This is a genomic window from Methylobacter sp. (assembly GCF_036845245.1).
In the GTDB taxonomy this organism is placed as follows: domain Bacteria; phylum Pseudomonadota; class Gammaproteobacteria; order Methylococcales; family Methylomonadaceae; genus Methylobacter_A.
The window spans coordinates 16884-29161 of the sequence record NZ_DAIUEH010000010.1 but is presented as its reverse complement, the minus strand read 5'-3'; the positions used below and the strand labels follow the sequence as shown (position 1 = coordinate 29161).

Below are 12278 nucleotides of genomic sequence, written 5' to 3'. Positions count from 1 at the left end.
GCGATAAAGTCCATCCGTGTCCCCCTGCACCATATTGCCGAAGAGGCACTGACTCAGTTTTTAAATCCCGCCCGTGAAATCATCTGCTCAACTTCTTGACAGGTCTTTACGTAACTCAATTTAACGTCAGGATGCTGTTTACTAAAAACCCGAAAAATCTCATCAGCAAAAGCTTGGCCAATCATTTCAACGCCTTCAAAATCAAACATAACCACTTTAAAGCGTTCGATTCGCGCCAATAATCGCTTTGCTTGCGAACGGGAAATCAATTTTTCATGTCCATATTGCGCTAAACGCACCGGTACAACAGTTCTCGCAAAGCTATAATCTTCGTCTGTAAAAGAATCAAAAACCTGCTTTATATTTCGATGTGAGTTGTTATTTAGCTGCATAGACACAGTCGTTCCAGTAATAGGAAACTCATTTTCATCAATCCAATCCACTTCCTGTTCTTGCCGATGGTCAAAAAACACATTTCCTGACAGAATCCAAAAACTATCAAACAATCGTGATGAAAAAAAGATACCTTCGCCGCTATGATTATCTGGATCGGTAGTTAATTTTCCTTTCGCCAATTCGAGCAAAGCCTGTCTTTCGTCCGTTAAGTTTAAGATTCGCTGAATCTTCTTGAATATGCCTTCTCCATTGTCGCGTATAATGATCTCGCAGTTTGCGGCGGTTCTTATCAGCTGAATATCAACTTTTGTCCCTGACGAGTGATCAATAGCATTATTGAGCATCTCGGTAAAACCATATTGCCAAATGTCCATAACATTTTCTGACATCTGACCTAATCTTGGTTCAATATCGTTTTGCCAAACAACATGCTCTTCAAGCGCTTTATTCAGTGCATAAGAATTTTCCCAGCGTTCCAAAGATTGCAAACTGTAATGCCTGCTTTGAGTTGTACCACTGAGTTGTAAAGCTTTTTGCTCGACTAAAATTTGAATATGTTTATTAACCGCTTGTCGAGATATATCAAATTTTTTTGCGGTCACATTAGCGATGTCTTTTGGATGATACGCTACATTGGCAACAATAAATTTGCGAATCTCTTCTGTTCTTTTGCGTAATTTAGTCATAGTAATAATCCTATGGTCAACTTTAATTTAACTTATTGTCAATATAAAATATATTATTGTCAATTTATATCAGTCAAGCAGATTGGGCATGCTGTTTATGCCTGACATTTATACGAATTGATTAGAGAAAATAATAATGCAAGCAATAAGACAAATTGTCGAAACCCAAAAGCTTAAAGACCTGATTGATATATCTGACGATTTCAGTTGTGACACCATTGAAATTATAGTTTTCCCAATGCTGTCCACAGAAACCGAAAAAAAACAGTTTAATCCAGAACAATTTTTTGGCGTCAGTCATTTAGAGTGTGTCGATCAATTATTTGAAAATATGCGCGATGAGAGGGAACACTAAAACCCAATGAAATTCGCAATACAAGTTAACGCCAGCCCCTATCAGTCCAATGCCGGCTATACCGCGTATCAATTTATCAAGGCCGCCTTGGCAGCGGGACATCAAGTGTTCCGGGTGTTTTTTTATCATGACGGCATTTATCACGCATTCAAATACGCGACACCGCCGGATGACGAACTCCAGTTCACCGCACAATGGAGCGAGCTGGCAAGACTGCATCAGATCGACTTGGTAGTGTGCATTTCCGCCGCCCAGCGGCGAGGCTTATTATGTAGCGACGAGGCCAAGCGGCAGGGTAAGCAGGATGATGATCTGGCTGAGGGTTTTCGTATTTCCGGTTTGGGGCAATTGGTCGAGGCTACCTTGAAAGCCGACCGCTTTATTGTATTCGGGTGAGAGCAATGAAAAGTTATTTATTTGTCCTCCGTAAACCTCCGCACAGCGGCGCCCAAGTTCAGGAAATGCTCGATATTATTTTAATTACCGCCGCTTTCGACCAGAAAGTCAGTATTCTGTTACTGGATGATGGCGTGTTCCAGCTCAAAAGCGGCCAGCATCCTGAAATCGCGGGCATGAAAGATACTGCCGCTATTTTTAAAGCGCTGGAAATCTATGATGTTAACGATATCTATACTGAGGTGGAATCGCTACAGGAGCGCGGCTTAAAGCCGGGCGATTTGTGCTTGCCTGTACAGGAGTTTTACCGGAAAGACATAGCCGGATTGATGAAGCGGTTTGATGTGGTGTTTGCGGGGTAGGGGTTTAAGCAGATATTTTAATTCACCACGAAGACACGAAGAGCACGAAGAAAAGCCAAGATAAAAAAACTTCGTGTCTTCGTGGTTTTATGTTCTTAACCAGTCAGCTTCTTATACTTCAAGCGATGCGGATTATCCGCATCGCTACCCAAGCGGCGATGACGGTCGGCCTCGTAGTCTTCATAGTTGCCCTCGAACCAGACCACATTACTGTCGCCTTCAAACGCCAGCATATGCGTGGCGATTCTGTCCAGGAACCAGCGATCATGCGAAATAACTACCGCGCAACCGGGGAAAGACAGTAACGCTTCTTCCAGCGCGCGCAGGGTTTCAACGTCCAGGTCATTGGTCGGCTCATCCAGCAGCAGCACGTTGCCGCCGGTTTTGAGCAGCTTGGCTAAATGCACACGGTTGCGTTCGCCGCCGGAAAGATCGCCGATACGTTTGCCCTGATCCGCACCTTTAAAGTTAAAACGACCGACATAAGCGCGGGATGGGGTTTCATATTTGCCGACGGTAATCAAATCCAGTCCGTCGGAAATTTCATCGAATACGGTTTTCTTCGGGTCGAGGTCATCGCGCAACTGATCAACATAGGCGAGTTGAACGGTTTGCCCCAATGTTAGGGCGCCCGAATCGGGCTTGTCGACACCGGCCATCATGCGGAACAGCGTGGTTTTACCCGCGCCGTTCGGGCCGATAATGCCGACGATGCCGCCGGGCGGCAGTTTAAAACTCAAACCGTTAAATAGCAGCTTGTCGCCGAAAGCCTTGCTGATGTTGTCAGCCTCAATCACTATGTCGCCCAAACGAGGTCCAGGTGGAATATAAATTTCCTGGGTCTCGTTGCGCTTTTGCACGTCGGTTGACGATAGTTCGTCAAAACGGGCCAATCGGGCCTTGCTTTTGGCATGTCGGCCTTTAGGATTGGAGCGCACCCATTCCAATTCTTCTTTCATGGCTTTTTGGCGGGAAGATTCTTGTTTCTCTTCCTGCAACAGACGGTTGCTCTTTTGCTCTAACCAGCTGGAGTAATTGCCTTCCCATGGAATGCCGGAGCCTCTGTCCAGTTCCAGAATCCAACCGGCGACATTATCCAGGAAGTAACGATCATGGGTGACCGCAACCACGGTGCCCGGATAATCATGCAGGAATCTTTCCAGCCAGGCGACCGATTCCGCGTCCAGATGGTTGGTCGGTTCGTCCAGCAACAGCATGTCGGGGTTGGATAATAACAAACGGCACAATGCTACGCGGCGTTTTTCACCGCCTGACAACTTGGTCACATCAGCATCCCAATCCGGCAGCCGCAACGCATCGGCCGCGACTTCAAGCTTGCGCTCCAGGTTATGGCCGTCGCAGGCGTTGACAATGTCTTCCAGGCGCGCCTGGTCGGCGGCTAGTTTGTCAAAATCGGCGTCGGGTAGCGCGTAAGCGGCATAGACCGCATCAAGCTGTTCCAGGACTGCTTTGATTTCGGCGACCGCTTCTTCGACATTGCCGCGCACGGTTTTAGTGGGATCAAGCTGCGGCTCTTGCGGTAGATAGCCGATTTTAATGCCTTTGAGCGGGACAGCCTCGCCTTCAATCTCTTTATCGATGCCCGCCATGATACGCAGCAGCGTCGATTTACCGGAGCCGTTTAAGCCCAGCACGCCGATTTTTGCGCCGGGGAAAAAAGACAGCGAGATATTCTTGAGGATATATTTTTTGGGCGGGACAATCTTGCCGACCCGGTTCATTGAATATATATATTGCGCCATAGTGTTTAGTTGATCAGTTTAATGTTAATAGAGGGTACCAGAAGTAGGCGCCTTAAGCGACCCGATGCCGGCTATTATTCCATGTTATTTAGCAATTTTTAAGTGTTGATGATGGATAGGAGGCTTTATGGGTTTAGCTTTTTATGCAAAGGCTGGACGGATAAGTCTTGATAAACCAAGGTTTGATTAAGTGAGTCGCGCAGTTTTTCTGATTGTTGTTCGACATTTTTTCCGATTCGCGCATCATTCGCAGAGTGAATCAAATCCTTCAGATTAGATGCCGGAAGTAGGTGCTTTAGGTGGCAATTTGCTATTTTCTCATTGCAGGATTCAGCCAAAATTGTACATTTTCAAAGCATCGCTAAAGTTGTTCTTTTTCGTGCATGAGAGTATGCTGAATTTGTTGTATTTGGTAGTCAAACTTTGCCACATCAATTTTCAAACATTGACATACTTGTGTCATTTGCATGAATTTTCAGAACCCCCAACAATTATTTGGAGCGAGTACTATGAGCAAAGAACAAAAAAGCAATAAAGAAGACAAGAAAAAACCGGCATTGAGTCCGAAAGAAAAGAAAGCTGTAAAAAAATCGAAGAAAGATTCCAAGAGTTAATAGATTTAACGAAAATTTAATATCATTCTTCAGGACTCCTAAGCCCGGAATAGGAGCCCTGAAGATATCAGGCCTCAAAAACCGAACGTCCAAACTTGAGCTTGATCGCTGCGGACTCATCTTGCAGTGTTTTATTGAGCTCATCAAATCCGCGACGAGCGCGACGTTTTAAAAAACTTAGCCATTACATTATTGGATCCGGCGAAACATGCTTGAGTTCGGTAAATGCCGGTTTGGTTTTTCTCCAGATTCTATATTTACCTTTAACACAAATCCATTGAACTCTTTTGAATGCTTTGGCTGGTGGATAATGCGTGATTTACGGTTGTTCGTGAATTCGGCAGATCCTAGAGCTCTTACGAAGCAATTTTGGCGGCAGAATGGGGGAATGGTTTTGATTCAATAGTATTTACGCACAGCAACAATCAGTAGCTTAGCGTTGCTTTTGAATGAGCCGTATAAAGTCCGGTGAACAGTCATAAGTCATTGATAGTTTATAAAATTCTTGGTTTGTTGAATTTTTATACGATTTAACAAAACTGTAATAAAAACCGCAAGTAAGCGATAAGTAGAACAATCAATCCACAGAGTTATCCACAGTTTTTGTGAATAACTATTGAACCTATGATTAACGATCAGTCAATAACAAGAAAGACCTTATAAGGATGCCAGTACGGCGGATAATTCATCAAAATTCAATGGTTTGAGTAAATAATGGCTGAATCCGGCCGATTGAGAGCGTTCGTAATCTTCAGTCTGTCCGTGACCTGTTAAGGCGATCAAGGTCGCTTCCTGAGCCTCCGGCAATGCACGCAGCCGTTTGGCGGTCTCATAACCATCCATATCCGGTAGACCGATATCGAGTAGCACAACCTGCGGGTGGAAAACTTGAGCCCGCTCTATTGCTTTCATGCCGCAATCGGCTATTTCGACTTCATGACCTTTTGCCTGCAACAGCATCATCATACTTTCGGCCGCGTCGGCATAGTCATCCACAACCAGAATGCGGAGTTTAGGCGTCGGTAATACAGGTTCGGCCAGCGCGGGTTCGGCAGCAGACGAATCCATCGGCAATGCCGGCAGTCGCACTTTAAATGAGCTGCCTTGACCAATGCCGCCGCTCGCTGCGGTGACCGTGCCGCCATGTATTTCCACCAGCCGACGCACCAGCGTCAAGCCAATGCCCAAGCCGCCCTGAGAATAGGCCAAGCTATGGTCGGCTTGGGAAAAAAGGTCGAAGATATGGGGCAGAATATCAGCAGAGATACCGATGCCGGTATCCTTGACTTCAATCACGGCATTGGCATCTTCACGCATCACGTTCAACATAATTTTACCGCCCTCACCGGTATACTTGGCGGCGTTGTTTAAGAGGTTAGACAGCACTTGCGCCAGCCTGACACGATCGCCGATAAGCCATTGCGGCGGCGTAGTCTGGGAAATAATCAGTTCCTGCTTACGGGACTCGATCAGCGGACGGCTGGTTTCAACAGCATTATTTATAATATCGTTAAGCTCGAAACGCTCAAGCTCCAACCTGACTTTGCCCTGCATGATGCGAGCCACGTCCAATAAGTCGTCAAGCAGCCGCACCATATGAGTCACTTGGCGATCGATAACATCGCTGCTCCATGCCAGCTGAGACGTTGTGGTTTTCTGCATTTTCAGCAGCTGCACGGCATTGCGGATGGGCGCCAGCGGATTGCGAAGCTCGTGGGCCAGCATCGCCAGAAACTCGTCTTTACGGCGGTCAGCCAGGCGTAGCGCTTCTTCGGCACGCTTGCGCTCGGTAATGTCGGTCGCCACGCCCAGCAGCTTGGTACAATGATCGTCGTCGATTAGCGGAATCTTGACCGTGCTGTACCAATGCAGGGAACCATCGGCATGCGTGACTTTTTCCTCCGGGATGATCTTGGGCTTACAAGTGCTTATGATCTCAATGTCATTTTTATAAAACTGAGCTGCTTCGTCAGTGTTGGGATTGACGCTCTCGCTGGTTAAGCCGATCAAATTTTCAATGCTGGTGCCACAAAACCGGGCTAAAGCTTCATTGCCTAAAAGAAACCGCCCCTCCGCGTCTTTGACAAAAATCACACTGGGCACGGCATCGATGACTTGTCTGAGGAAGGCGCGTTCATGTTGCAATGCCTCTTGGCTGTTTTTGATATCGGTAATATCTTCACTCGTTCCGAAACCGCCTAATAGCGCTCCATGCTCGTCAAATTCCAGCTCAGCCAGTTCACGCACCCATTTGACGTTTCGGTCCACTATAATTCGGTGTTCGATATCGTAAGGTTTGCCGGTAAGGGCATCTTGCCATGTCGCATCGACTAACTCCCGGTCTGCCGGGTGGACAGCATTAAGAAAAGATTGATAGGTTAAAGGCGTGTCTTTAGGTAGACCAAAAATTCGGAAATTTTCATCAGACCATTCCAATATATTATTGCGAACGTTCATTCGCCAGCTGCCGACATGAGCAACTGCCTGGGCACGGTTCAGGTCCATCTGACTCTCACGCAAAGCATTTTCAATTCGTTTATGTTCGGTGATATTGGTGCTCACAGTGCCAAAGCCAACTATTTTGTTGCTTGAGTCCTTCAGGGCGAAGACGTTATAGATCATCCACAACGCTGCTCCGGTTTTGAAATGCCGGAAGCGGATTTCGACATCCCCACTGCCGTTCTCGAATACTGTCGGAAAGAACTGATCCACAATAAATGCCTGGTCTTCCGGAAAAAAGAAGTCCTCGACAGGTGTTTTAAGAGCCTGTTCGAGACTGTCCAGGCCGACCAGACGCAGTCCGGCCTCGTTAATAAAAAAAGGTATGCCTTGGGTATCGCACATGCCAATAAACTCGGTGCTGCTTTTAGTCAGTGAAATATATAAGTCCCGCTCTGCTTGAGTCCGGTTGTGCTCGGAAATTTGCTGTTTAAGCTGTTCCTCGCGATCCATGACCCTATGTAATATTTGTTGCTCCTGATTGTGCAGGCGGGTAATCAATAAGCTGGACATCGCGCCTATGCCAACCAAAAGCACAAGACGCACTATTTCGCTAGGTTGAGCTATATAAAACGAACTATAAGGCTCAGTTAAAAAATAATCGCTGGTTGCCGCACTTAACAGCGTAATAAAAAGCCCGGCTCTTAACCCTCCGTACCAAGCGGCGTAAGCGATCAAGACTAAAAAAACTAATTGCTGTGACGGGCCTCCAAAAGTGAGCTGCAGCCATTTTAAAATAAACAAAATCGCCGCAGTTCCCAATATTGCAGCGATATAGATGTTGTTGAAAAAAACTTTAATGGGAACCTCTCATAGCTTTTCCATAACATGCTTCAATGCATGTTGTTAAAAAGTCATATAAAGAATTTTTAACATTGAATAAGTGGAGGTTCTTGGTCAAAGATCCGGCAAATATTGGGGAAGATGTTGGCGAATATCAGCGGCGCTCAACAGGGTGAGTTCTTTGTCGAGTTCGAGACGAACCCGTTTTTTAATCTGTTCCGGTAGATGGTTACGCAGCAAGCCAAGAAAAGAAGGGGGAGCAATAATCAGCAGTTGTTCAAACCGGTTTGTGTTATGAGCGTTTTCCAGATACTCAGTAATTCGATGTGCAAAATTGTCGGATTCATGTTTTTTCGGATCGGTAGGTTGCTCAAAAGCATGTCCGACTGCATTGGAACTCTTGATTCTTCCAGGCAGATCGGACGTTATTTCCCGGTCGTGTAAACGACCTTCAGTATGGGATAAGTCTTCGATTTCCTCTAAAGGAGAAGAAGGCGTGTCAGCAGTAAAAATGCGTGCACGAGTATTATCAGCAACGAGTATCCAGGTCAATTTCATGGTTGTTCCCTCTGTGGCGGTTTTGTTTAAATAACACGCTACTTGCAACAATATTAAACTTCATCCGCTTTTGTATGACTGATAGTAGGTGTAGGCTTTATATTACATGTTGTAAGCTTTTAGGATAGAGAAATTATGGTCTTTAATCAATAAGTAATAATACTAAGCGGCTGAAGCTAATAGTAGGTTTGGTTAATTGCCTCTATCTTGGTCGCACGAAATCTTACGGACAGGGTAAAATAGATCATCCGTAACAGTAACGTGAATCAATTTTTCTAATTTCATGCAGCCGGCATTTGTCCATTTAAGACTTCACACTGAATTTTCCCTGGTAGACGGGATTGTCAAAATAAAACCCTTGGTTAAACGCCTGGCTGAGTTAAATATGCCGGCGATTGCAGTCACTGAACACGCTAACCTGTTCTCGCTGGTCAAATTTTATAAAGCGGCATTAGGGCAGGGCATCAAGGCGATAGCCGGTTCCGATGTACTGGTTTTTAATCCGGAAGATCCCGCTACGCCGTACCGGTTGACCTTGCTGGTCAACAATCACGCCGGGTATATCACGTTGACAGAACTGATTTCAAAGGCTTATCAGGAAGGCCAGCATCAGGGTGTGCCGATGCTCAGGCAAGAATGGATAGAAGCCAATCATAACGGTTTGATTGCGTTATCCGGCGCGATGAGCGGGTGTATAGGCAAGGCGCTGCTAGCCGAAAACCATGATGCGGCCAAACGGCTGGCCGAGTTTTGGGGAGGATTGTTCGAACAAAGCTTTTATCTGGAATTGCAACGGGTCGGCAAGCCGGAAGAGGAGCGTTATATTGCCGCCGCTGTCGAGTTGGCGTTGGAAACCGGTTTGCCGGTGGTGGCGACCAATGACGTGCGCTTTGTCTATCAACAGGATTTTGCGGCTCATGAAGTGCGGGTCTGCATCAATCAGGGTCGGGTGCTGGACGATACGCGCCGTCCCAAGGATTATACCGATCAGCAATATTTACGCAGCGTCGAGGAGATGCAGGCGCTGTTTGCCGATATACCCGAGGCGTTGGAAAACACCGTAGAAATCGCCAAGCGATGTAATTTAAAACTGACGCTTGGGCAAAATTTCCTGCCGGATTTTCCGGTACCCGAAGGCATGAACTTGGGCGAGTTTATGGCCGAAGAGTCGATGAAAGGCCTGGAACAGCGCTTGCAGCATCATCCGGCGGTAGGCAAAGGCACGGACGAGGAAAACCGGCGCGTTTACTACGAACGCCTGGATTTCGAGTTGAAAATGATCACCCAGATGGGTTTTCCGGGTTATTTCATGATTGTTGCCGACTTTATCCAGTGGGCTAAAAACAATTTAATTCCGGTCGGGCCGGGGCGGGGGTCCGGTGCGGGATCGCTGGTGGCTTATGCGCTTAAAATTACCGACCTCGACCCTATCGAATTCGACCTGCTGTTTGAGCGATTTTTGAATCCCGAACGGATTTCGATGCCCGACTTTGACGTGGATTTTTGTATGGATCGCCGGGATGAGGTGATCGATTATGTCGCCCGGAATTACGGCCGCGATCATGTCGCGCAGATCATCACCTACGGTTCGATGGCTGCGAAAGCGGTTATTCGCGACGTCGGGCGGGTGCTGGGTTTTGGTTACGGTTTCGTCGATCGATTATCCAAGCTGGTCCCGTTTGAAATCGGCATGACGCTGACTAAAGCACTAAAAGACAGTCCCGAACTGAAGCAGCTTTACGATACCGAAGAGGAGGTCAAGGCGCTGATCGATATGGCGCTGTCGCTGGAAGGCACGTCCAGGAATGCCGGAAAACATGCCGGCGGCGTGGTGATTTCGCCGACCAAGTTGACCGATTTTACGCCGCTGTATTGCGACCAGGACGGCAATAACCTGGTCACCCAGTTCGACAAAGATGACGTGGAAGCGGTCGGTCTGGTCAAGTTCGACTTTTTGGGCTTGCGTACGCTGACCATTATCGATTGGGCATTGCAGGACATTAACGCCAAACATAAGAAACTGGGCAAGCCGTTGGTCGATATAACGACCATTCCACGGGATGATCCGGCTTCCTATAAGCTGTTAACCGCAGCCCAAACCACCGCCGTGTTCCAGCTCGAATCGCGGGGTATGAAAGAGCTGATCAAAAAGCTCAAACCCGACTGCTTCGACGACATTATCGCGCTGGTGGCGCTGTTCCGTCCGGGGCCGCTGGAATCGGGCATGGTCGACGATTACATCAACGTCAAGCACGGCGCCAAAGCGGAGTACGCCCATTCGTTGCTGGAGCCGATTTTAAAGCCCACCAACGGCGTTATTCTGTACCAGGAGCAGGTGATGCAAATCGCTCGTGAAATGGCGCTGTATACGTTGGGCGGGGCGGACATGTTGCGCCGGGCGATGGGTAAGAAAAAGCCGGAGGAAATGGCCAAGGAGCGGGATAAATTTACCGCCGGTGCGATAGAAAACCAGGTCGATGAAAAAATCGCCACTTACGTGTTCGATTTGATGGAAAAGTTCGCCGGTTACGGTTTCAACAAGTCGCATTCCGCCGCTTACGCGCTGGTGGCCTATCAAACCGCCTGGCTGAAAGCCCATTATCGGCCCGAGTTCATGGCCGCGGTGCTGTCTGCCGATATGGACAACACCGACAAGGTGGTGATTTTGATTGAAGAATGTAAACAGATGAAACTGGAAGTTTGTCCGCCGACCATCAATGTTTCTAAATATAAATTTACCGTTAACGATGCGGGCCATATCGTTTACGGTTTGGGCGCGCTAAAAGGAGTAGGCGAGGCAGCCATTGAAGAAATGCTGATCGAGCGGGAAACTTACGGACCGTTTTCAGGCCTCTATGATTTATGTAAGCGGGTGGATTTGCGCAAGTTTAACCGGCGGGTGCTGGAGGCGTTAATACGCGCCGGAGCTTTCGATGAATTCGATGATAATCGGGCAGGGCATCTGGCGGAGCTGCCCACGGCATTAAAAGTCGCCGAACAGCACGGAAAAAATGCGCAAACAGGCCAGAACGATTTATTTGGCCTGGCGGTTAATGCCGACTCTGCGGATGATGCAGACGCTTATTCCACTGGGGTTGAGCCCTGGTCGGAAAATGAACGGCTGGCTGCGGAAAAGCTGGTTCTGGGTTTGTTTTTAACCGGGCACCCGATCAATCAATACGAGGCTGAATTAAGGCAATTTACCAACGGAACCATAGAGTCGCTGTTGGCGAATGTAGAACGATCCAAAAGCAGGAAAATGGAAGCCCGAACGGCTGGATTGGTCGTCGAAGTGCGCACACGTCAGACCAAGAACGGCAAGATCATGGGTTTTGCGACGATTGATGACCGAACCGGCAGGCTTGAAATTGCGGCTTTCGGCGAAGTTTACGAAAAATACCGGGGCATCTTCTCCCGCGACAGTTTGTTAATTGCCGAGGGTGCGCTGGGTGTTGACGATTATTTGGGCACATTGCGCTTAACCGTCGAAAAACTGTACAGCATGGAGCAGGCCAGAGAAGCTTTTGCCCGGAGTATCCAGTTGGTATGGAATGCGGTGGACGACGATGGTTTTGTGGCGAAGTTGATCGCCGTTCTGGAACCTTTTAAAGGCGGCGGCTGTCCTGTGGGTATCGCTTATACATCAAAGGTTGCAAAAGCCAATCTACAGTTGGGAGATGAGTGGCGCGTTCATCCCACTGATGAACTGGTTGCTCGATTGAGAGCGTTGCTGGGAGGCGAGGCTGTAGAGGTGAGGTACAGGTAGAAAAGAAAGGAGCTAAAGATAGCAGCTGCCCTGTATAGCCATTCGGGGCGTCATGTTTTTAGTTGATGAAGATCGGGGCAGTGTTGCCCCGATCTTCGTT

At 47.7% G+C, this 12278-nt stretch carries 8 protein-coding genes; 4 read left to right on the top strand and 4 right to left on the bottom strand.

Features of this window, described 5'->3' with window-relative positions:
- Positions 1-53: 53 nt before the first annotated feature.
- Positions 54-1082 (bottom strand): STAS-like domain-containing protein, encoded by a 1029-nt coding sequence (locus V7051_RS06245; protein ID WP_333874079.1) that lies wholly within the window; start codon positions 1080-1082, stop codon positions 54-56.
- Positions 1083-1218: 136 nt separating this feature from the next.
- Between V7051_RS06245 and V7051_RS06240 the strand changes: the two genes are divergently transcribed.
- The 3 genes from V7051_RS06240 to tusC are packed head-to-tail and all read left to right on the top strand — an operon-like array spanning position 1219 to position 2195.
- Positions 1219-1437 carry a hypothetical protein gene (locus tag V7051_RS06240; RefSeq protein WP_333874078.1) on the top strand — a complete coding sequence of 73 codons (219 nt, stop codon included), beginning with the start codon at positions 1219-1221 and terminating at the stop codon, positions 1435-1437.
- 6 nt (positions 1438-1443) lie between these two features.
- The gene (gene tusD, locus V7051_RS06235; RefSeq protein WP_333874077.1) at positions 1444-1833 is read left to right on the top strand and encodes a sulfurtransferase complex subunit TusD; all 390 of its coding nucleotides are present in this window, start codon (positions 1444-1446) and stop codon (positions 1831-1833) included.
- Between the two features lie 5 nt (positions 1834-1838).
- Complete coding sequence (gene tusC / locus V7051_RS06230; RefSeq protein ID WP_333874076.1) at positions 1839-2195, top strand: sulfurtransferase complex subunit TusC; 357 nt, start codon at positions 1839-1841, stop codon at positions 2193-2195.
- Between the two features lie 95 nt (positions 2196-2290).
- On the opposite strand, the gene ettA is transcribed toward tusC, so the two are convergent.
- From ettA to V7051_RS06215, 3 genes are all read right to left on the bottom strand, one after another.
- Positions 2291-3958, bottom strand: coding sequence for an energy-dependent translational throttle protein EttA (gene ettA, locus V7051_RS06225; RefSeq protein WP_333874075.1), 1668 nt, complete (start codon positions 3956-3958; stop codon positions 2291-2293).
- A 1271-nt stretch (positions 3959-5229) separates the two neighbouring features.
- Positions 5230-7836 (bottom strand): PAS domain S-box protein, encoded by a 2607-nt coding sequence (locus V7051_RS06220; RefSeq protein WP_333874144.1) that lies wholly within the window; start codon positions 7834-7836, stop codon positions 5230-5232.
- A 132-nt stretch (positions 7837-7968) separates the two neighbouring features.
- Complete coding sequence (locus V7051_RS06215) at positions 7969-8412, bottom strand: host attachment protein (RefSeq protein ID WP_333874074.1); 444 nt, start codon at positions 8410-8412, stop codon at positions 7969-7971.
- Between the two features lie 283 nt (positions 8413-8695).
- Between V7051_RS06215 and dnaE the strand changes: the two genes are divergently transcribed.
- Positions 8696-12178 carry a DNA polymerase III subunit alpha gene (gene dnaE, locus V7051_RS06210; protein ID WP_333874073.1) on the top strand — a complete coding sequence of 1161 codons (3483 nt, stop codon included), beginning with the start codon at positions 8696-8698 and terminating at the stop codon, positions 12176-12178.
- Positions 12179-12278 lie beyond the last annotated feature (100 nt).

What these genes read in the sequence shown, in the direction of transcription:
- tusC (WP_333874076.1), top strand. Translation starts at nt 1,839, where the DNA reads ATGAAAAGTTATTTATTTGTCCTCCGTAAACCTCCGCACAGCGGCGCC.
- dnaE (WP_333874073.1), top strand. Translation starts at nt 8,696, where the DNA reads ATGCAGCCGGCATTTGTCCATTTAAGACTTCACACTGAATTTTCCCTG.
- ettA (WP_333874075.1), bottom strand. Translation starts at nt 3,958, where the DNA reads ATGGCGCAATATATATATTCAATGAACCGGGTCGGCAAGATTGTCCCG.
- tusD (WP_333874077.1), top strand. Translation starts at nt 1,444, where the DNA reads ATGAAATTCGCAATACAAGTTAACGCCAGCCCCTATCAGTCCAATGCC.
- V7051_RS06240 (WP_333874078.1), top strand. Translation starts at nt 1,219, where the DNA reads ATGCAAGCAATAAGACAAATTGTCGAAACCCAAAAGCTTAAAGACCTG.
- V7051_RS06215 (WP_333874074.1), bottom strand. Translation starts at nt 8,412, where the DNA reads ATGAAATTGACCTGGATACTCGTTGCTGATAATACTCGTGCACGCATT.
- V7051_RS06245 (WP_333874079.1), bottom strand. Translation starts at nt 1,082, where the DNA reads ATGACTAAATTACGCAAAAGAACAGAAGAGATTCGCAAATTTATTGTT.